The following is a 21,662-nucleotide window of genomic DNA, read 5'->3' as shown; positions in this document are numbered from 1 at the left end:
TTTACTTTGAAACAATTACCGATTCTTCTTCAAGCAGTTGCATCTTCCTCACCCGTTTTTCAAATGTAGCAACATGAGAAATACCATGATTACGTAATGTTTTCACATTTTCTTGGACATAATTTCCTAAATCATTTGGGTAATGAGCATCTGATGAAAGAGTAATTGGCACTTTATATTTTGCCAACACTTGTAAATAAAGTGGACTTGGACACATCTCTCGAACAGGATAACGATAATATAATCCAGCATTTACTTCCGTTGCTGTATTTGTTTCTATTAATGCCTTAGCAATTCTTTCGTAATGTGGAATCTGTACATTTTCATCTAATCGATAATTAAATACTTTTATATTATCAAGATGCGCTACAATATCAAACACTCTCGAACGAACGGCCTTTTCAACTGTTGTGAAAAATACATCATACAATGTATTTAGCTGATGGTTTTCGAAATATTCTTTCGTATCTGGGTTATCAAATCCCCATCCATCAATAAAATGCACAGAACCAATTACGTAATCCCAATCTCCTAATGCCAATAATTTTTGTAATTCATCTTCCCCACCCATAAAATAATCAGCTTCAATCCCTAGACGCAGTACTACTCCTCTTTTTCTCCAGCGCTCCTTTGCCTCTTGGATTGCTTTTGTAAAATCAGAAATCGATGCTACTCGTACTTGATCTAGCCATTCTTTCTGCAGACGACCGAGCTTTGACTCACTAATGTCTACATATTTCTCATAATATTCCTTCGCCTCATAAAAACGATATAAGTGATCAACAATACCAACTTCTTTTATTCCTTTTCGCAGTGCTTCTTCTAAATAGAAATCAATCCACTCTATTGTAAATGGACCCTCTTGTACTCTTTTTTGCAAGCGTTCTTGTGTTTTCATAAGCCATTCAATCGAATGCCGCTCTTCTTCTAACGGTTGATAATATTCTATTGATTGATTTATTCTCGCCAACCACCCTAGCGAATACGGCCCCTCTTCTAAATGAAGGTGATAATCCACTTTCATAGTTTCCCCCCCCTTATAACGTATCAATTTCTTTACGCTCTCCTGTTTTTGAGAGCTTTCCTTGTCTCTCTTTCACTTCTTCTAACACATCTTCTAATGGAATATTTTTTGCGGCTAGTAAAACAAAGCAGTGATAAATCACATCGACCATTTCTTTTATAAGTTCTTCTTTATCATCATTTTTTGCAGCGATTACCACTTCTGTACACTCTTCCCCTATTTTTTTTAAAATCTTATCTTCACCTTTTGTAAATAAATAATTTGTATATGATTCCGAAATTGGACTTTCTTTACGCTGCTCGATGGTTTCATATAAAGACTTCAGTACGTCTTCCATCCTCAGGTCCCCCTATATGATTTTATAATGAAAGCATGTTTTCTCTCCTGTATGACAAGCTGGTCCTACTTGCTTAACAATAATTACAATCGAATCTTGATCACAATCTAAATAAAGAGACTGAACATACTGCATGTGCCCAGACGTTTCTCCTTTGTTCCATAACGCTTGCCGCGAACGTGAATAAAACCATGTTTTCTTCGTTTCTAACGTTTTTTTATATGCTTCTTCATTCATATATGCTAGCATCAAAACTTCTTTTGTTTCTTCTTCTACCACAACAGCTGGCAACAATCCCTTGGAGAAATCAGGTGTCATATTCTCACCTCAATTTTCGCTTCTTGTAATTTTCGCTTCACCTCTTGCACTGTTGCCTCACCATAGTGAAAAATAGAGGCTGCTAATGCTGCATTTACCGATGTTTTTTGAAACACCTTTACAATATGCTCTGCGCTTCCACATCCTCCTGACGCAATAACTGGAATCGAAACAGCTTCTGAAATTGTTTCTGTTAAACGAATATCATAGCCATCCTTCGTCCCATCTGCATCCATACTCGTAAGTAAAATTTCACCAGCTCCTAACTGTTCTATCTGTTTTGCCCATTGTACAGCATCGATTCCCGTATCAATCCGTCCACCGTTTACATATACATTCCATTTATTTTCTTTTACTTCCCTTGCATCAATTGCGACCACAATACATTGAGAACCGAAATGTTCGGCACCTTCCTCAATTAAATTTGGATTTCGTACTGCCGCTGAGTTAAGTGAAATTTTGTCCGCGCCTGCTCTTAGCAAGGCATACATATCTTGAACAGTTGCAATCCCGCCACCTACTGTAAGCGGAATAAACACTTTCGACGCCGCTCTCTCTACAACATCTATAATTGTTTTTCTCCCCTCATGCGTCGCCGTAATATCTAAAAAAACAATTTCATCTGCACCTGCTTTATTATACAAAGCAGCTATTTCAACAGGATCACCAACATCTTGTAATCCTACAAAATTCACGCCCTTTACAACGCGGCCGCCTTTCACATCTAAACATGGAATAATTCGCTTCGTTAACATATCTTTGTCACCTGCAATGCCTCTTCTAAATCAATTGTTTTTTTATATAGCGCTTTTCCAATAATAACGCCATATACATTCATATCGTTTAACTTCTGTACATCTTGCAATGAGCATACGCCGCCCGATGCAACAATACGGATTGCCACCGCCTTCTGTAGTAATTGCAATTGCTCAAAGTTCGGACCCTCTAACGTACCGTCTTTTGCAATATCTGTAAAAATGATTGTTTGTACGCCGACACTTTCCATTTTCTTCGCAAGGTCGATATAAGAAATTCCAGACACATCTAACCAGCCTCTCGTTGCAACGTAACCGTTTTTCGCATCAATACCAACAATAATGTTTTCTCCATATAAACGAACTGCTTCTTCTAAAAAAGGACGATCATACAATGCTGCCGTTCCTAAAATGACTTTTTTCACTCCTACTGACAGTAACATTTCAACCGTTTCGAGAGAACGTATTCCTCCGCCTACTTGAACCGGAATTCGAACTGCTTTACATATATCCTCAATTACGGAAAGATTCATTGATTGACCTGCAACCGCTCCATCTAGATCAACAATGTGCAATGTTCTTGCTCCTAATTTTTCAAACAATAATGCTTGAGCAACTGGATCTTCATTCATAACTGTTTCTTTATTAAATTCTCCTTGATAAAGCCTAACACACCGTCCTTGTTTTAAATCGATAGCTGGGAAGATTTCCATGATTCTACCACTCCTTTAAAATTTCTTAACATTTGTATTCCGATATCACCGCTTTTTTCAGGGTGAAACTGTGCCCCAAATATATTTCCTTTCGCAACAATCCCTGGAATATCAATCTTATAGTCACTACTGCCACATACAATCTCACTTGGACAATCTGCATAGTAGGAATGAACGTAATACACAAATGAACCATCTTCTACTTCATTCCACAACTTAATTTCTCGTTTCTTCTTTAATTGATTCCAGCCCATATGCGGGATTTTATAAGGAACTTTCAGCTTTCGAATTAGTCCTGGCAACAAACCTAATCCTTTCGTTCTCTCTATTTCTTCACTTTCTTCAAATAAAAGCTGCATCCCTAAACAAATGCCAAGGAGTGGTTTTCCTTGCACTCCAATTTCTTGAATCACTGAAACAAGATCTTTTTCCTGCAAAGCGATCATCGCTTTTGGAAAAGCTCCAACTCCTGGTAAGATCACACCGTCACTTTGTAATATCCTCTCTTTATCATCTGTTACAATATGCTCAGCCCCAATACGTGTTAACGCTTGTTCAACACTGCGAATATTCCCCATTCCATAATCTACAATTGCAATCAATTACAACAGTCCTTTCGTAGAGTTTACACCAACAATTTTGTCATTTTTGTCTACCGCTTCGCGCAGTGCACGTCCAAACGCTTTAAATAATGCTTCAATTTTGTGGTGGGTATTACTGCCATATAAAATGTGAGCATGTAGTGTTATATTCGCCGCATGAGCAACCGCTCTGAAAAACTCTTCTGTCAGTTCTGTATCAAAATCTCCTAACTTAGGGTTTTTCAATTCACCTTGAAAGACAAGATAAGATCGTCCACTTATATCAATCGCTACAAAACCTAATGCTTCATCCATTGGTACATATGCTGCTCCATAGCGGTTAATACCTTCTTTATTTTGCAATGCTTCTTTCAAACAGTTTCCAAGCACAATCCCAACATCTTCAACAGTATGATGAGCGTCAACAAACACATCACCTTCTGCTTCAATTTGCAAACCAAATCTGCCATGCTTCGCAAACAAAGTTAGCATATGATCAAAGAATCCAACCCCTGTTTGAATTGAAACGTTTGTACTTTCATCTAAGTGTAAACTCAGTTTAATTTTTGTTTCTGTCGTTCCCCGTACTTGACTTGCCTCACGCATTATTTCTCCTCCTCAAATCGAATTTGAATTGCTCTCGCGTGCGCGTGTAATCCCTCTTTATCGGCGAGCGTTGTAATATGGTGTTGAACGTTTTGTAACGCTTCTTTTGTATATGATACAAAGCTCGATTTTTTCACAAAATCATCAACTGATAACGGCGAAAAGAAACGCGCTGTTCCGCTTGTTGGCAGTACATGATTCGGTCCTGCAAAATAGTCTCCAAGAGGCTCTGGGGCATACGGTCCAATAAAAATCGAACCCGCATGCTGAATATATGCCAAGGCATTCATCGGCTCATTTATATGCAACTCTAAATGCTCCGGTGCTATTTCATTCGACAATTGAAACGCGTGATTTAGCGAAGGAACAACGAGAATTGCTCCGTTTCTTTCTATCGACTCACGAGCTATTTCACTTCTTGGTAATACTCGAAGTTGCTGCTTTATTTCTCTTTCTATCTCTTTAGCAAGTTCTACACAAGTTGTAATACAAATCGCTGTTGCCCTCACATCATGCTCAGCTTGAGATAATAAGTCTGCTGCGATAAAAGACGCATTTCCAGTTTTGTCAGCAATTACAACGATTTCAGATGGTCCAGCAATCATATCGATATGAACAGCTCCAAATACCTCACGTTTTGCAAAAGCCACATATATATTCCCTGGACCGACAATTTTATCGACTTTCGGAATCGATTCCGTCCCATATGCTAATGCCGCTATAGCTTGTGCACCACCTACGGTATAAATTTCATCTACACCGGCAATTTCAGCAGCTGCTAAAATATGTGGATCTATTCCCTCTTTCCCTGGTGGTGTTACCATTACAACTTTCTGAACACCGGCAATTTTAGCAGGTAATACATTCATGAGTACCGATGACGGATAAGATGCAGTTCCTCCTGGTACATATACACCAACTGTTTGCAATGGTCTAATCAGTTGCCCACGAATCACACCTTCGTTTTCACAATCTAAAAAGGATTGCCTTTTTTGTTTTTCATGGTATGAGATGATGTTTTTCTTTGCGCATTGCAATGCTTCTAGAAATGAAGATTCTACATATTCACTCGCTTTTTCAATTTCTTCTTTTGCAACACGTAACTTTTGTAATTCAATTCCATCAAAAGTTTTTGTATAAGAAAATAGCGCCTCATCTTTCCTTTCTCTCACCCGCTCAACAATTTCTCTTACGCGTATCTGTACAGTTTCTTCTATTATATTAGCCTGTTCTCTTAACTGTTTTATTCTCTTCAGCGCTTCCGTGTAGTTTTCAGATATTACCTCCACCCAGAGTCCCTCCTTTATTTATCTGCAGTGATTACACACTCCATATTATTGATAATATCGAATATTTCGTCTTTTTTTGTTTTTAAAGCAGCTTTATTTACAATCATGCGAGCTGATATTGAATACATTTCTTCAAATACAATCAATCCATTTTCTTGTAATGTTTTTCCCGTCTCTACAATATCAACAATCGCATCTGCTAATCCAAGAAGTGGAGCGATTTCTACCGAACCTTCTATTTTAATAATTTCTACATCTTCTCCCTTATCACGAAAATAAGTGGAAGTAATATGCGGATATTTTGTAGCAATTCTCTTTTTCCGATAGCCATTCGGATTATATGTTGGGATAGAAGCGACACAAAACTTACAACATCCTACTTCTAAATCCACCATTTCATATATATCTTTCTCATATTCCATTAAAATATCTTTTCCAACAATACCAATGTCTGCAACACCATGTTCCACATAAGTTGCAACATCTACTGCTTTCACTAGAATGAATGAAACATTCCTACTAGCGCTTTGGAATACAAGCTTTCTTCCTTTATCCATCAGTTCCGAACAATCAATCCCAATCTTTTCAAACAGTGGAATGACATGTTTCTCAAGCCTCCCCTTTGTTAACGCAATTTGAATGTTACGCATGAAGTTTCCCCTTCTTTCTGTATCACCCATTTTTCTTTCCACACATATTCCACTAATGCTTTTCCAGTCGCTTCGATCACTTTTATAATCCCTTTCTTCTTCGCAAACTGAAATGTATCTTGCAAATTCTCAAACATAGATAATTCCACTTTCCACCCATCTTTCTGAAGTAAACCACATAGTCTTTCTGCTTCTGCTATCCTATCCAAAGAATAATGAATGATCATATCTAATTTTTTTCGTTTGAATTGTTTTTGCTGTTCTTGTAATGTCCGGACAATTTGATTTACTTGTACAGCCAAGCCGACTGCTGACATCGGTTCTCCAAAATTACCAAGCAATTCATCATATCTTCCGCCACTAACAATTTCTCCCCCAACATCATATATATAACCTCTAAAAATAACTCCTGTATAATAATGCAAATGTTGAATCATCCCAAGATCAATTGATATATACGAACCATATCCTAATTTTTCAATCGTTTTATAGATTTCTTTTACCCGCGCGATTGCTTGCTTCATCTCATAGTTTGAAGCAAGCTTTTCCGCTTCTTCAATTACTTCGAGTTTTCCGAATAATCTTGGTAATTTTTCAAGTAACTGTACAGTTTCATCACGTCGATCTAAATTCTTTTCTTGTAAAAAACGGAATAACTCTGCATAATTTTTACTTTCAATATACGTACGTAAGAGCGACTCCTCTTCTTCTCCAAATGACAGCTTTTTAACAATACATTTGTATAACTGAACTTGCCCTAATTCTATTGTAAAAGCCTGAATCCCTACAGCCTGAAGAGCATGAATTGCACTTACGATACATTCAATTTCAGCACGTATATTATCAATCCCGATTATTTCAATACCTGTTTGAATGATTTCATTGTATTTTCCAGATAGTGATTCATTCGCTCGAAACACGTTCCCGCTGTATGTTAATTTTACAGGCGCTTCCTCACCGTGGGTTCCTATTACTCTTGCAAGTGGAATTGTCATATCAGGCCTTAACACGATAATGCGTCCCTGTTGGTCAAAAAACTTATACATTTTCTCTTCATCTATCGGCCGATTCCGAAAAGAAAAGACATCATAAAATTCAATCGTAGGCGTTCGTATTTCCTCATAGCCTCTTTCTAAAAAAGTACGTCGTAATTTTTGTTCAACTTCTTCTATTAATGTACACTCTTCAAATACATAATCTCTTGTTCCATCTGGATTTGCTCGTTTCCATTTTGTCATACTGCTTTACACTCCTTTCAATTCTGTTCACCAAACTTTCCCCTTCTAGTGTATGCACACTAGAACAATCACGAACAAAATAAAAAGAGCCTTGTAGAAAAAATACCTACAAGGCCCCTTCATAGGGTGTAGGTACAACGGGAATAACCCTTGTACCTACACGTTGTTCACGCTAGGTTCAAGGGTTTATGTATGATGATGTAGTTGTGTAAGCATATTGATAGATTGTAATGTAAACATTATCCTTACTCCCTTTCTCCTCTTATTTTCACATAGTATATAACACAGAATTCAGAATGTAAACAAAATCCAAACCTTTTTTTGTTTTTTATTACAGCTCACTAAACAAATTAGCGAGCTGTTTCTCGTTCATATTCTTCAATGTTTTGTTCATATTGAAGCGTGATTCCGATTTCATCTAAACCACTTAATAGCTTTTCTTTCCACATCTTTTCGATTGTAAAATGAAAACGATGTAGCGGAGTTGTAATCACTTCATTCTCTAAATCAACTTCTATCACATCTCTTGGATCCACAGCTGCTAGCTTTTCACGCATTTCCTTTTCCATAATGATAGGAAGCATACCATTTTTCGTACAATTCATATAAAAAATGTCTGCAAATCCCCCCGCGATAATAACACGAAATCCATAGTCAGCAAGTGCCCATGGCGCATGCTCTCTTGATGAACCACAGCCGAAATTTTCACCTGTAATTAATATGCTTGCTCCTTTTCGCTCAAGTGCATTTAGTGGGAAATCTGGATTCTCTTTCCTGTCGTCCTCATAACGCCATTCATCAAATAAAAATTTCCCAAAACCAGTTCGTTCAATCCTCTTTAAATACTGTTTTGGAATGATTTGATCTGTATCAATGTTATCGTTCATTAGTACAGCAACAGTACCTTTATGAATATGAAATGCCTCCATCATAACTCTCCTTTCTCACATCAACGAAATGACCATAAAGCGCTGCTGCGGCCGCCATCGCAGGGCTGACTAAATGTGTTCTCGCACCCTTCCCTTGTCGTCCTTCAAAATTCCGATTGGAAGTAGATGCACAATGCTCTCCCTCAGGCACTTGATCTGGATTCATCCCCAGACACATAGAACACCCAGGCTCTCTCCATTCAAATCCAGCTTCTTCAAATATACGATGCAGTCCTTTTTCCATCGCTGCTTTTCGTACTCGTTTGGATCCTGGTACAACAAGTGCTCGCACTCCTTCTTTTACCTTCTTTCCTTTTACAACAGCTGCGGCAATTTCTAAATCTGATAAACGGGAATTTGTACAGGAACCAATAAATACATGCTGAACTGGAATTTCAAATGCACTTTGTCCTGACTGAAGCCCCATATATGCAAAAGCTCGTTCATCATTTTTATCACGTGTTTCTGGTAACTGTTCATCAATACGCATACCCATACTCGGGTTTGTTCCCCATGTTACATATGGCGCTAGTTCAGCAACATCTACCAAAATATAAGTATCATATATTGCATCTGGCTCAGTATAGAATTCCCTCCAATTCGCCACTGCCAAGTCAAACTCTTCCGGCGCATACTCACGCCCTTTTACATAAGCAAATGTTTTCTCATCCGGCGCAATAATCCCTGCTTTTGCTCCACCTTCAATCGCCATATTACAAAGTGTCATACGCTCTTCTATTTCCATATTTGTAATTGCTTCTCCGTAAAACTCCATCACATATCCAGTTCCAACTGCTACCCCATATGTAGCTAGAAGGTGTAAAATTATATCTTTTGCATATACTCCTTTAGGTAATTTCCCTTTTAATTCAATCCCCATCGCTTTCGGCTTGCTCTGCCACAATGTTTGAGTTGCTAATACATGCTCGACTTCACTTGTACCAATCCCAAACGCCAACGCTCCAAAGGCTCCATGTGTTGCCGTATGACTATCGCCACATACAATGGTCTTTCCCGGTTGTGTAAGTCCTAGCTCTGGACCAATAACATGAACAATCCCTTGATTTTCATCATCAATATCCGCCAACGGAATATTAAATTGCTTACAATTTTCACGAAGCGTATCTAATTGTTGCTTAGCAATACGATCTGTAATGTTCCAAACATCTTTTGTTGGAATATTATGATCCATCGTTGCAAATGTTAAATCTGGTCTCCGAACATTCCGATTTGCAAGCCGCAAGCCCTCAAAGGCTTGCGGTGATGTTACTTCATGCACGAGATGAAGGTCAATATATAATAAATCTAACCCATTTTCATTTGTTGTAACAACGTGTCTCTCCCACAGTTTATCTAGTAACCTTTTTGCCATTATCTCCCTCTCCCTACTAGCGCTTGTTCTTCCATTTCTTGTAGTACATATTTTGTAAAAGACGATGTTGTTTCATTTCCACCTATATCAGCTGTACATTTCCCCAATCGGAGAACAGCAGAAATTGCTTCTTCAATCGCTTCTCCTTCTCTTCTTAAATCAAAAGATTGCCCAAGCATCATTGCAACTGAACGCATCATTGCAATTGGATTCACTTTATTTTTCCCTGCAATATCTGGTGCTGATCCGTGAATTGGTTCATATAGCGAAGGTCCATTCTCTGCATGACTCGCCGATGGAAGCATCCCTAAAGACCCTGCTAATACAGAGGCTTCATCACTTAAAATATCCCCAAATAAATTCTCAGTTACTATGACATCAAACCGGCCCGGATTACGAATCAACTCCATAGCAGCTGCGTCTACTAAAATATGTTCAAGTTCAATATTCGGATAGCGAAGTGCTACTTCTTCTGTTACTTCCCTCCAAAGTTTACTCGACTCTAAAACATTTGCTTTATCAATGGAAGTAACTTTTTTACGACGTTTACTTGCCAATTGAAAAGCGTAAGAAACAATGCGCTCAATTTCATGACGATGATAAGTAAGTGTATCTGTTGCTACCTCTTCTGTTTTTTCTTTTGGAAAGGAGAAATAAATCCCTCCCGTTAACTCACGAACGACAACAAAATCCACCTCATCAGCCGCCTTCAATGGGGATAAATGAGCAGTTGCTGCATCTACAGTGACAGGACGAACATTAGCAAATACACCAAGCCCTTTTCGAAGCGCCAGCAATCCTTTTTCCGGTCTTTCTTTCGCTTCGTCCCAGCGAGGTCCACCAACCGCACCTAGTAATACAGCGTCACTCGCTAAACATGCTGCTAATGTTCTTGACGGCAATGGTTGCCCAAACGAATCAATCGCAGCGCCTCCAAATTGTTCATCTTGTAAATAAAAACGGTGACCATATAACCTTTCTACCATGTGTAAAACTTCCTTGGCACTCTCCATAATTTCTGGTCCAACACCATCACCCGCTAAACAAACAATACGTTTTCCCAATGATCAGCACCCCTTTTTTATAATTTTACTGATTATTCAGAATTCACTTTTGATAAGTAGGAGTATCCCCCACTTATCAAAACATTACTTTGCAAGGAATAACAAAGCCTTTAGTTTTCCCGCTGCATGTACATAAGCTCTAGCTGATGCTTCTAACACGTCTTGCGCAACACCAAAACCTGCAACTTGATGTGTTCCTTCTTTCAATTCAACATGAACATGAGCAAGTGCATCCTGTCCCTGTGTAATGGATTGAATGCGATAATCGGCTAACTCACACTCAAGTCCTAGAATTCTTTGAATTGCATTATAAATCGCTTCAATACTACCTGCTCCTGTTGCTGCATCTTCGTACACATTACCTGCCTCATCCTCCAGTGCAACTGTTGCACATTGTGTACTGTTGGATACAAAATGCACTTGTAATTGTTTAATGTTATACTGCTGTGTTGAAAATGCTGTTTCTCCTAGTACTAATGCACGTAAATCTTCTTCTGTAACCTCTTTTTTACGATCTGCTAATCTCTTAAATGCACTAAATGCTATATCTCGCTCTTCTTCCGTAAACTCATAACCGAGTTCTTTCATTTTTTCAGTAAAAGCGTGGCGACCAGAATGTTTTCCAAGTACAAATAAATTTTGTGCTTCTCCAATTAGTTCTGGCTCAATAATTTCATATGTCGTTACTTCTTTTAATACACCATCTTGATGAATACCTGATTCATGCGCAAATGCATTCGCTCCAACAATCGCCTTATTTTTTGGAACTACCATACCCGTTAACCGGCTTACTAATGTACTTGTTGCTTTAATCTCTTTTAGTGTTATAGAAGACTCGGCTTCATAATAGTCTTTTCTAATGTACAAAGCAACTGCTACTTCTTCTAAAGCAGCATTACCTGCACGCTCTCCAATCCCATTCATCGTCCCTTCTATTTGCAGTGCCCCACCTTCAATGGCTGCCAATGAATTTGCTACTGCCATACCAAGATCATCATGACAATGACAAGAGAAAATAGTTTTTTCATAAGAAGGAACATATTCTTGTAAATATTTAAAAAGAGAATAATATTCTTCTGGATTTGTATAACCTACTGTATCCGGAATATTAACAACATCCGCTCCAGCTCGAATCGCAACTTCCACAGCTTCTGCTAAAAAAGGGCGAGCCGTTCTCGTTGCATCTTCTGCCGAAAATTGCACTGTAGGAAATAAAGATTTCCCTAAAGTTACAGAGCGATGAATACTATCTAATACATCCTCCTTTGACATACAAAGCTTATATTTCATATGAATATCACTCGTTGCCAAAAAGACGTGTAACCGCGGAGATGCTGCACCTTTCAATGCTTCATACGCTCTCTGAATATCACTTTCCTTCGCCCTTGCTAGACTCATAACGGAAGCATTTCGAATCGTTTCCGCAATTCGTTTTACTGAGCGAAAATCACCTTCAGAAGCTGCTGCAAATCCTGCTTCCATCACATTAATCCCGAGTTTTTCTAACTGCCTGGCAATCTGTAACTTTTCTTGTTCATTTAAATTGACTCCGGGTGATTGTTCGCCATCACGAAGCGTCGTATCCATGAACAAAATCTGTTTCATATTATTTAACCCCCGCCTTTACTTTCGGTTGTACAAACGGCATCATTTCACGTAATTTACGCCCAACAACTTCAATTTGATGTTCATTTTCCTTAGCATTCGTTGCATGGAAATGCGGTCTTCCTGCTTTATGCTCTGCAATCCACCCTCTTGCAAATGTGCCATCTTGAATTTCTTTTAACACTTCATCCATCGCTTTCTTCGTATGTTCTGTTACAACGCGTGGTCCTGATACAAAATCTCCCCACTGTGCTGTATCAGAAACGGAATATCTCATATTTTCAAGTCCGCCTTCATACATAAGATCAACAATGAGCTTTAGTTGATGTAAGCATTCAAAATAGGCAAGTTCCGGCTGATAACCAGCATCTACTAATGTTTCAAATCCCGCCTTTACAAGTGCAGTAACACCTCCGCAAAGTACAGCTTGTTCTCCAAATAGATCCGTTTCTGTTTCTTCTTTAAATGTAGTTTCTAATACTCCAGCCCTTGTTGCTCCAATTCCATCTGCATAGGATAATGCTTTTTCAGTGGCTGTTCCTGTTGCGTCTTGATATACAGCAAATAACGCTGGAACCGCTCCGCCTTCAGCAAAAGTCCGACGTACTAAATGTCCAGGTCCTTTTGGTGCTACTAGAAATACGTCTACATCTTCTGGTGGTGTAACTTGATTAAAATGAACGTTAAATCCATGAGCAAACACAAGTGCATTTCCAGCTTGTAAATTCGGTTCAATTTCTGTTTCATACACTTCTGGCTGTAGTTCATCAGGCAAAAGAATCATTACTACATCCGCAGATTTTGCAGCTTCTGCCACTGAATATACAGAAAAACCATCCTCTTTCGCCTTTTCCCATGACTTTCCTTTCCGAAGTCCAACTACTACTTCAAAACCATTATCACGTAAGTTTTGTGCATGAGCGTGACCTTGTGATCCATATCCAACAATCGCTATTTTCTTCCCCTTTAATACATTTACCGCTATATCTTTCTCATAATAAACTTTTGCCATATTCTTTCTCCCCCTATATTAAAATGATTAATGAATTAACATAATTTGTTTATCTTGTTTTTTCATACTCCGCGTAAATGCAGTAACACCTGTTCTTGCAATTTCTTTTAAACCATATGGACGCATTAGCTCTATAAGAGCTTCTACTTTTTCTTGTGTACCCGTTACTTGTACGACGATGGAATCCTTCCCAACGTCTATTACAGCGGCTCGGAATGGTTCAATTAAACTATATAATTCTGCTCTCGATACACTTGTTGTCGCTACTTTAATAAGAGCCAACTCTCTTGCAATCATTGCTTCTTCTGTTATATCAGATACTTTTAACACATCAATTTGTTTATGAAGTTGCTTGATCAGTTGCTCCACTTGTTGCTCGTTTTCAACATGAACAACAAATGTCATCCTTGAAATATCAGACGACTCTGTATGTCCAACCGAAATACTTTCAATATTAAAATGCCTCCTGGTCATAACACCCGTAATCCGATTCAGAACCCCACTTTGATTTCGAACTGTCGCCGTAACAATCCTTTTCACTGTCCCTTCACCCCCTCCATTTGATGAACTCCTTTTCCAGGAGCAACCATCGGCATAACTTTTTCAGACTGTAGTACCCTGCAATCAATTACAACAGGCTCTTGCAAATCAATCGCTTCTTGCAACTGTCCCTTCGCAAGTAACGGATTTTCAATTCGCACCCCTTTTATGCCGTATGCATGGGCAAGCGCTACGAAATCCGGTTGACAAGAGAGCAACGAGTGAGAATATCTTTGATTATAAAATTCGTCTTGCCACTGTCTTACCATCCCTAAAGCTTCATTATTTAAAATCAAAACTTTAACCGGTAAGGAATGTTCTTTCAATACACTAAGTTCTTGTAATGTCATTTGAAAACCCGCATCACCAACAATCGCTACAACTAATTCTTTTGGTCTGGCAATTTGTGCACCAATGGCAGCTGGAAATCCAAATCCCATTGTGCCAAGCCCTCCTGATGTTACCCACTTATCTGGGTCTTCAAGTGGATAATATTGAGCAGCCCACATTTGATGCTGACCAACATCCGTCGTGACAATTGCTTTTCCTTTTGTAATTTCATACAACATATCAATTGCTGATTGTGGTTTAATCACTTCAGAATCTTGATCATAGAAAAATGGATATTGTTCTTTTCTGCTTTTTAAAAGCGATAGCCATGCACTATGATTTTCTTTTCCTCTTTTACAGGAGAGCAGTGCCTCCAAAGCATGTTTCGCGCTAGCCACAATCGGAATTTCTGTAGGAACGTTTTTTCCAATCTCTGCTGGATCAATATCGATATGTGCAACTGTAGCCTCTTTAGCAAAGTACTCTAAATTTCCTGTAAGACGATCGTCGAATCTTGCTCCGATATTTATGAGTAAATCACACTCATACAAAGCCATATTCGCTGTATAAGAACCATGCATTCCTCCCATTCCAAGAAATAATTTATCATTTGGCGGAAATCCACCTAGTCCAAGAAGTGTATGAACAACAGGTATACGATACATTCGTGCAAAATCTGTTAATTCTTTTGCAGCTTTCGCATGAAGTACACCTGCTCCGGCTAAAATCAACGGTTTTTCAGCAGTATCAATCGCTTGTAATAATTTGTTGATTTGCAATGGATTCGCCTCATAATTTGGTTGATATCCCGGTAAATCCATTTGCACGTTACTACATCGCTCACCTTTTTCTACTACCATATTTTTAGGAAGATCGATAACGACCGGTCCTGGTCGACCCGTTTTCGCAATATGAAATGCCTCTTTAATAATTCTTGGTAAATCTGATGCCTTGCGCACTTGATAATTATGTTTTGTTACCGGCATCGTAAGTCCCATAATGTCCGCTTCTTGAAAAGCGTCACTTCCAATCAACGTTGTAGCTACTTGACCTGTAAAAACAACAAGCGGTAAAGAATCAATCATTGCATCTGCAAGACCAGTAATCACATTTGTCGCACCTGGACCACTTGTTGCAATGACAACGCCAGGTTTTCCTGTAATTCGCGCGTATCCTTCTGCTGCATGAATCGCTCCTTGCTCATGTCTTGTTAAAATATGAGGAATTTCGCAATCATAAATTGCATCATAGAGCGGCAATACAGCACCTCCTGGATAACCAAAAATAACTTCTACATCTTCCTTTCCTAACGCTTCTAACAACAGCTGTGCACCAGTTGCCATCTTTTCTTCCGTTTTTGAAGACATTGCTCTTACGAACCTCCTTTAAAATTGTTTTTTTACAATAAAAAAATCCTACGTCCACACTCCAGCTATGTGCTGAAGGGACGAAAGATTTCGCGGTACCACCCTTCTTCGCAAGAATACTTCTTGCCTCAGTGACTCGGGGATGAGTCTAGCTAATAACGGAGCTACCGTCTAAACCTAGGCAAATGCTTCAGTTTAGCACTCAAGGGCGATGTTCGTCGATGTGAACCATCGGTTTCCAGCAACCACCGACTCTCTGTGAGGCTTCACAATCAACTACTCCTCCCTATCAACGCTTTACAACTTTATAATGAGTTATCATCCAACTTTATTTTCTTCGTAAATTTTCTCTCCATCTTCTACAACTAATTTACGAAACTCTTCTAATAAACGATTTGTATGTGGACCCGTTTTCCCAAGCCCAATCGTTCTTCCATCAACTGTCGTAACTGCAATAACTTCAGCTGCAGTTCCTGTTAAAAACACCTCATCAGCTACATATACATCGTGTCTTGTAAATAATTCTTCTCTTACGTCATATCCAAGCTTTTCTCCAATTTCCAAAATAGCGTTTCTTGTAATGCCTTCTAATGCCCCTGCAGAACTTGGTGGTGTAATTAATTTATTTCCTTTTACAATGAACACATTATCGCCAGACCCTTCTGCAACATAACCTTGTTCATTTAACATAAGTGCTTCTTGCACACCAGCAAGCTTCGCTTCAATTCGAACTAAAATATTATTTAAATAGTTTAAAGACTTTACTTGTGGTGTTAATACGTCTGGGCGATTACGACGTGTGGCAACTGTCACAACCGGTATACCTTTTTCGTAATATTCCGACGGAAATAAAGATAACTGTTCCGCAATTACAACTACATTCGGTTTCGAACAAGAATCAGGATCTAGCCCAAGATTCCCAGCACCTCGTGATACAACTAAACGAATGTATCCGTTAGATAACTTATTTTGACGAATCGTTTCAACAACAATATCTGTCACTTCTTCTAACGTATATGGAATTTCCAACATAATGGATTTTGCTGACTCGTATAAACGAATAAGATGTTCTTTGAGCCTGAAGACATTGCCACTGTAGACACGAATCCCTTCAAACACTCCATCGCCATATAAATAACCATGATCATATACTGAAACTTTTGCTTCGTCTTTTGGAACAAATTCTCCATTTAAGAAAATCCATTGCTCATTCACTTAAAAGCGCCCCCTATGTTCTATGAATTTTTTATTGTTTCCTAGTTTACTCTCCTTTTTAAATAAATCAAGACAATTTTTAGAAAATTTATAATTTTTAATTTATATACATCCTTGTTTATATTGATTTATCAACATTGTTAACGTTTACAAAATGTCAAAAATTTTTTTCGCCATTTTTCATCCTAAAAAATATTTGCTTAAAAGAAGGAGTTTTGTCAAATGATGCGAATCTATTGTATTCAATAAACGAACGTCCGATTTCATATATTCGGGAATAAAAACGACTTTTGATTGAAAAGGAGGAAAATAAGCAAAATAACATTGTATAAAAATAACAATCATATTTTTCATGCAGCTTTCATAATCCTATTTTAAAAAACAAATTGTCAAATGAAGGAGGAAAATAATATGGCATGTGTACAAATTAAAGGAACGAGACAAGAGGTAGTAGAAATGTTACAACTATTTGATTTAATGGATACGAAAGGTTTGTGCAAATTTAACAATTACGTAGAGGTATCTCCAAATGAAGAACAGAATAACAACTTCACTGCCTCAATTGACATTCAATCAAATGATGAATCTGCTCAAGATCAATTAAATGATCAGTTTGTAAGTCAAATGCTCACAGGTGTATATAACGACTAATACATTACGTATTTTTTCTTCCCCTCTCTAATCGGGCTTTTCTGAGCAGCTATCCCCCACCTCTTTGTTTTAGGAGGTGGATTTCCCTGTTCGTAAATATTAAATACATCAACATTTCTACCATATTTTCCTTAAAAACATAAATATTTCCTAAAAAATGGAGCATATTACTAGATGGTAGGAGGTGAAGAGTATGGCGAAAATTGGTGTTGAAAATTCTTTAACCGATGTTCAACAAGCTTTAGAACAACAAGGACATGAAGTAATTTCACTACGTTCTGAAAATGACGTGCAAGGGTGCGATTGTTGCGTCGTAACTGGACAAGATTCTAATGTAATGGGAATTAGTAATGCAGTAATAAAAGGGCCCGTTATTGAAGCAAGTGGCTTAACAACCGATGAAATTTGTCAACGAATTGAAAGTAGTTTATAAAAAAAAGAAGCCTCCTTATAACAAGGAGACTTCTTTTTTTATATTCACCTAAACGGGAAAGTAACATATACTGGATGAAAGCCCTACCTCTCTCTCATCAACACGGTTCCTCTGACCGCTCCTGATACACTAGCATGTGTATAAGCTTACAAATACAACTTTTTGGGTCTATTCACAAAAGTTGTTGGTAAAATTACCCGATCTTTCGCAAATTTTTCATATTGCATTTACAAGAAATATCCAATATATACTAGCTGTAACCGAGACACGAAATATCATCATAACACTTAAAAATAAATTCGTCAATATTTATTTTAACAAATTAAAAACAGACATCACAATCTGTCTGTTTTAGAATGGAGCCTTTTCTTTTACTACATACACAACAAATCCGCTTACTAACATACATAAGCCGACAGCAAAATTCTTGATGTTAATCATAACTACCTCTCCCTTATTTCATAAATCATATATATTTACATTCCAATTATATTTGTCGTTTCTGAACACACTTTTTCTAATATATCATAATTCCTAAAAAATGCAAGTTTACTTTTTAACGACCGTTTACAAACTTATCTATAGTACTTGGAACTGTACTCAAAGCCTTTTCAATCAAGTGTGTGCCACTATGTAAATGTAACACTTGTACACCACTAGATCCTACTACTAAAAACGCAACAGGATCAATTGAAACTCCTGCACCACTTCCACCTCCAAACGGATGCCCTTGTTTCGCCTCTTTTTGTTGTCCTTGTCCTGCCAAACTTTTCCCTACAGACGTTTCCCCTTTAAAATCGCTTCCCCCTGCGCCAAAACCAAAGGCAACTTTTGAAACAGTTAAAACAACCTTTCCGTCCGCTGTTGAAACAGGGCTTCCGACAATTGTATTTACATCGACCATCTCTTTTAAATTTGTCATTGCCGTTTTCATTAAGTTTTCAATTGGATGTTCCATCATTTAAACCACCTTTTTCCTCTTAATTCTTTTTTATACTTTCCAAAATAGAGGAACTCATACCAAGTTTTACAATTCATGAAAAAACACTGTTCCATTATCAGCTTTCTTCAGCTTAGAATCTAAAAACAATATACATATCCTTCACTTCAGTCTGATAAAGTGAAAATTTAATCAGACTTTTACGGGCAGTTTATCTCTCACCTAACTCCTGTGCTTTCACTGAATTTTGAGGTGGGAGTGTTACCGCCTGCAAATAGCGAAATAAAGTAATGATATGCCTATCTATTTCTTGCCGGATAAAAAAGAAAAAGATATACATACTACTAATGAACCTTGCTATGAAAGGAGACATTACGTTGACTGATAAAATTAATGAACAACATAGAACCGAAGAAGGGGACTATAAAGAAGAGTACGCAGCAGAGGTTGCTCCTCAGCGTATCAACTATAACGATAAAGACGATGTAAAATCAAAAACAGCAGGATCCACAGCAGGGTTTATCGCTCTTGCTCTTGCTGTATTATCACTCTTTACATTTCCTACACTCTTCGGACTTGTTTCTGTTTTACTAGGTATTTATGCCTATAATCGTGGAGCTACTGTAACCGGTGGCATCGCTGCTATTGTGGGCGGCATTGCTGCAATTGTTGCTCTGTTATTCCGCGCCGCAATCATCGGTTTATTGTTCTCACTTTTTTAAAGAAAAAAGGTATCTCGCTTTTTGCGAGATACCTTATCCTGTGAAAACATCTTCTGATGGGTATCGAATTTTTTGTTTAGCTGGTCGCGCTAGAGAGAATACAAGCGTTAACGGACCAATTAACCCACAAAACATAACAAACATAATGATACATTTTCCAATTACAGATAACTTAGCCGTAATTCCCATTGATAACCCCACTGTACCAAACGCTGAAATTGTTTCGAATAAAAGTTGAATAAAACTAAAGTTTTCTGTAAGCATTAATAAAAATACTGCTGTAAAAATAAGAATTTGACTGGCAACTACAATCGCTAACGCTCTCGTTACCGTTGACATTTTGATTGTACGATGAAATAAAACAAAGTCTTCCTTCTTTCTAAAAAAGGAAATAACCGATATAATTAAAATAACAAATGTTGTTAACTTAATTCCGCCACCTGTCGACACACTTCCTGCACCGATAAACATTAAAATCATCGTAAACAATATTGATGATTCTTCCATTCCTCCATAATCAACCGTATTAAATCCTGCTGTACGCGGTGTAATCCCCTGGAAAAATGAAGCCCATATCTTTTCACCTAAAGATAGTGATCCTAATGTTTTCACATTATTATACTCCACTATAAAAATTACAATCATCGCAATAACATTAAGTGCTACTGTTCCAACAATCATAATTTTCGAATGAAGTGATAGTTTCTGAAAACTACGGCTATACCATATATCAATTAACACCGTAAAACCTAAACCACCTATAACAATTAAAGAACAAATTCCAATATTAATAATAGGATCTCCTACATATCTTGTTAAATTATCTGGCCATAGTGCAAATCCCGCATTATTATAAGAGGCGATAACATGAAAAATACTATAATATAAACCTTTGCCGAAACCAAATTCCGGGATAAATCGAATGGATAAAAAAACAACTCCTACTAACTCAATACAAATAGAAAAAATAAAAATACGCTTCACTAATTTTACAAGACCGCCAATATTCGTTTGGTTAAACGCTTCTCCAATTAATAATCGATGACGTAAACCAATTTTTTTTCCTAACACCCATACAATTAAAATTGCGATTGTCATTAATCCAAGACCACCTGTCTGAATTAACAACATAATGATAATTTGACCAAACATTGTAAAAGTACTAGCAGTATCTACAACTCCTAAACCGGTTACTGTCGCTGCCGAGGTTGCTGTAAAAAACGCATCTACCCAACTAATTGATTCTTTTGTCGCGAATGGTAGTTTCAATAACATTCCCCCGACAACAATTAAACAAAAAAAGCCCATTGCTAAAATTTGCGGCGGACTTAATCGTATAAAACGATTATAAAATCCTTGTTTTTTTGTTGCTTCCATATCACTAACTCCCTTAATAAAGTAAAACCTCTTTCCATACGCTAATCGTTCGTTTTGACCAGACCAAATCTTACGGAAAGTAATTTTCCACCTAAGTTTTTTCAATTCCTCATACTTTTAGAGCAAACTCATTATTTTGGATAAATCTTTATACTCTCATAATATAGTTGAGCATAATCCTTTTTTCCATAGATTTCAACTGAAAAATTCCCATACCTTTCACTTCGAATTCACATTGAAGTCACACCTATCTTTTATATTATATCTATCGAAGCTGTTCCTCCCTAATAATGAGACATTCCCCAGTGTCTCGAACAGCTTTCCATCCCTAATTAAAATTGACATAAATTATTCCCTTCCATGGCCATCTTGTATTAACGAGATGGTCTATTTTTTATCCACTACTCATTAGACTGTGGGACCTCTAACTATGTTCTACCTTCCCTCTATTATTTAAAAAGAGGGAAATTTTTAAAATTCCCATACCTTTCACTTCAAGTTCACATTGAGGTCACATCTATCTTTTATATTATATCTATCGAAGCTGTTCCTCCCTAATAATGAGACATTCCCCAGTGTCTCGAACAGCTTTCC

General features: G+C 37.7%; 24 protein-coding genes and 1 other annotated feature. Of the genes, 3 read left to right on the top strand and 21 right to left on the bottom strand.

Going from position 1 to position 21,662, the window contains the following annotated elements; genetic code table 11:
• Position 1: 1 nt before the first annotated feature.
• The 18 genes from JDS96_RS06670 to ilvE all read right to left on the bottom strand — a co-directional run bounded on the left by JDS96_RS06670 (position 2) and on the right by ilvE (position 16,945).
• Positions 2-1,024, bottom strand: a complete 1,023-nt coding sequence (locus JDS96_RS06670) for a histidinol phosphate phosphatase domain-containing protein (RefSeq protein WP_098160712.1) — start codon at positions 1,022-1,024, stop codon at positions 2-4.
• Positions 1,025-1,037: 13 nt separating this feature from the next.
• Positions 1,038-1,361 (bottom strand): phosphoribosyl-ATP diphosphatase, encoded by a 324-nt coding sequence (hisE, locus tag JDS96_RS06665; RefSeq protein ID WP_006094152.1) that lies wholly within the window; start codon positions 1,359-1,361, stop codon positions 1,038-1,040.
• Between the two features lie 12 nt (positions 1,362-1,373).
• Entirely contained in the window at positions 1,374-1,679 is a 306-nt protein-coding gene (hisI, locus tag JDS96_RS06660) for a phosphoribosyl-AMP cyclohydrolase (protein ID WP_016114006.1), read from the bottom strand.
• Complete coding sequence (gene hisF, locus JDS96_RS06655) at positions 1,676-2,434, bottom strand: imidazole glycerol phosphate synthase subunit HisF (protein ID WP_018764211.1); 759 nt, start codon at positions 2,432-2,434, stop codon at positions 1,676-1,678. The genes hisI and hisF overlap by 4 nt, the downstream gene beginning before the upstream one ends.
• Positions 2,428-3,147: a 1-(5-phosphoribosyl)-5-[(5-phosphoribosylamino)methylideneamino]imidazole-4-carboxamide isomerase gene (gene hisA / locus JDS96_RS06650; protein ID WP_199666427.1), complete on the bottom strand. Its 720-nt coding sequence runs from the start codon at positions 3,145-3,147 to the stop codon at positions 2,428-2,430. The genes hisF and hisA overlap by 7 nt, the downstream gene beginning before the upstream one ends.
• Positions 3,120-3,749: an imidazole glycerol phosphate synthase subunit HisH gene (gene hisH, locus JDS96_RS06645; RefSeq protein ID WP_098160715.1), complete on the bottom strand. Its 630-nt coding sequence runs from the start codon at positions 3,747-3,749 to the stop codon at positions 3,120-3,122. The genes hisA and hisH overlap by 28 nt, the downstream gene beginning before the upstream one ends.
• Positions 3,750-4,334 (bottom strand): imidazoleglycerol-phosphate dehydratase HisB, encoded by a 585-nt coding sequence (gene hisB, locus JDS96_RS06640; RefSeq protein WP_199666426.1) that lies wholly within the window; start codon positions 4,332-4,334, stop codon positions 3,750-3,752.
• Complete coding sequence (gene hisD / locus JDS96_RS06635) at positions 4,334-5,623, bottom strand: histidinol dehydrogenase (RefSeq protein ID WP_003196174.1); 1,290 nt, start codon at positions 5,621-5,623, stop codon at positions 4,334-4,336. The genes hisB and hisD overlap by 1 nt, the downstream gene beginning before the upstream one ends.
• A gap of 14 nt (positions 5,624-5,637) precedes the next feature.
• Complete coding sequence (gene hisG / locus JDS96_RS06630) at positions 5,638-6,273, bottom strand: ATP phosphoribosyltransferase (RefSeq protein WP_199666425.1); 636 nt, start codon at positions 6,271-6,273, stop codon at positions 5,638-5,640.
• On the bottom strand, positions 6,249-7,511 hold the full coding sequence (hisZ, locus tag JDS96_RS06625) for an ATP phosphoribosyltransferase regulatory subunit (RefSeq protein ID WP_199666424.1): 1,263 nt from the start codon (positions 7,509-7,511) through the stop codon (positions 6,249-6,251). The genes hisG and hisZ overlap by 25 nt, the downstream gene beginning before the upstream one ends.
• A 350-nt stretch (positions 7,512-7,861) precedes the next feature.
• Positions 7,862-8,440 carry a 3-isopropylmalate dehydratase small subunit gene (leuD, locus tag JDS96_RS06620; RefSeq protein WP_199666423.1) on the bottom strand — a complete coding sequence of 193 codons (579 nt, stop codon included), beginning with the start codon at positions 8,438-8,440 and terminating at the stop codon, positions 7,862-7,864.
• Positions 8,418-9,812 (bottom strand): 3-isopropylmalate dehydratase large subunit, encoded by a 1,395-nt coding sequence (gene leuC / locus JDS96_RS06615; RefSeq protein WP_199666422.1) that lies wholly within the window; start codon positions 9,810-9,812, stop codon positions 8,418-8,420. The genes leuD and leuC overlap by 23 nt, the downstream gene beginning before the upstream one ends.
• Positions 9,812-10,876, bottom strand: a complete 1,065-nt coding sequence (leuB, locus tag JDS96_RS06610) for a 3-isopropylmalate dehydrogenase (protein WP_033797712.1) — start codon at positions 10,874-10,876, stop codon at positions 9,812-9,814. Before leuB ends, leuC begins: the two co-directional genes overlap by 1 nt.
• 84 nt (positions 10,877-10,960) lie before the next feature.
• A complete protein-coding gene (locus JDS96_RS06605) occupies positions 10,961-12,481 on the bottom strand; it encodes a 2-isopropylmalate synthase (RefSeq protein WP_199666421.1) in 1,521 nt (506 codons plus the stop codon).
• A 1-nt stretch (position 12,482) separates the two neighbouring features.
• A complete protein-coding gene (ilvC, locus tag JDS96_RS06600; protein ID WP_199666420.1) occupies positions 12,483-13,493 on the bottom strand; it encodes a ketol-acid reductoisomerase in 1,011 nt (336 codons plus the stop codon).
• Between the two features lie 27 nt (positions 13,494-13,520).
• Positions 13,521-14,033, bottom strand: coding sequence for an acetolactate synthase small subunit (gene ilvN / locus JDS96_RS06595; RefSeq protein WP_016113993.1), 513 nt, complete (start codon positions 14,031-14,033; stop codon positions 13,521-13,523).
• On the bottom strand, positions 14,030-15,730 hold the full coding sequence (gene ilvB, locus JDS96_RS06590) for an acetolactate synthase large subunit (protein ID WP_003206333.1): 1,701 nt from the start codon (positions 15,728-15,730) through the stop codon (positions 14,030-14,032). The genes ilvN and ilvB overlap by 4 nt, the downstream gene beginning before the upstream one ends.
• A gap of 73 nt (positions 15,731-15,803) precedes the next feature.
• Positions 15,804-16,032: a binding site (T-box leader), on the bottom strand.
• 16 nt (positions 16,033-16,048) lie between these two features.
• On the bottom strand, positions 16,049-16,945 hold the full coding sequence (ilvE, locus tag JDS96_RS06585) for a branched-chain-amino-acid transaminase (protein ID WP_003196156.1): 897 nt from the start codon (positions 16,943-16,945) through the stop codon (positions 16,049-16,051).
• A gap of 411 nt (positions 16,946-17,356) precedes the next feature.
• Here ilvE and JDS96_RS06580 point away from each other — a divergent pair, with 411 nt between their 5' ends.
• A complete protein-coding gene (locus tag JDS96_RS06580; RefSeq protein WP_016113990.1) occupies positions 17,357-17,596 on the top strand; it encodes a DUF3911 family protein in 240 nt (79 codons plus the stop codon).
• A gap of 193 nt (positions 17,597-17,789) precedes the next feature.
• A complete protein-coding gene (locus JDS96_RS06575) occupies positions 17,790-18,029 on the top strand; it encodes a YkuS family protein (protein ID WP_003196153.1) in 240 nt (79 codons plus the stop codon).
• A 351-nt stretch (positions 18,030-18,380) separates the two neighbouring features.
• Here JDS96_RS06575 and JDS96_RS06570 read toward each other — a convergent pair whose 3' ends face one another.
• Together JDS96_RS06570 and ytfJ are read right to left on the bottom strand one after the other, a co-directional pair.
• The gene (locus JDS96_RS06570) at positions 18,381-18,470 is read right to left on the bottom strand and encodes a hypothetical protein (RefSeq protein ID WP_016113989.1); all 90 of its coding nucleotides are present in this window, start codon (positions 18,468-18,470) and stop codon (positions 18,381-18,383) included.
• A 115-nt stretch (positions 18,471-18,585) separates the two neighbouring features.
• Positions 18,586-18,987: a GerW family sporulation protein gene (gene ytfJ, locus JDS96_RS06565; RefSeq protein ID WP_018764198.1), complete on the bottom strand. Its 402-nt coding sequence runs from the start codon at positions 18,985-18,987 to the stop codon at positions 18,586-18,588.
• A gap of 341 nt (positions 18,988-19,328) precedes the next feature.
• On the opposite strand from ytfJ, the gene JDS96_RS06560 reads away from it, so the two are divergent.
• Positions 19,329-19,691, top strand: coding sequence for an imidazole glycerol phosphate synthase (locus tag JDS96_RS06560; RefSeq protein WP_097833843.1), 363 nt, complete (start codon positions 19,329-19,331; stop codon positions 19,689-19,691).
• 33 nt (positions 19,692-19,724) lie between these two features.
• Here the strand turns inward: JDS96_RS06560 and JDS96_RS06555 are convergent, their stop codons facing one another.
• A complete protein-coding gene (locus tag JDS96_RS06555; RefSeq protein WP_199666419.1) occupies positions 19,725-21,068 on the bottom strand; it encodes a TrkH family potassium uptake protein in 1,344 nt (447 codons plus the stop codon).
• Between the last annotated feature and the right edge of the window lie 594 nt (positions 21,069-21,662).

Source organism: Bacillus cereus group sp. N21 (assembly GCF_016483395.1).
GTDB lineage: Bacteria > Bacillota > Bacilli > Bacillales > Bacillaceae_G > Bacillus_A > Bacillus_A pseudomycoides.
This window is presented reverse-complemented; position numbering and strand designations above follow the sequence as displayed.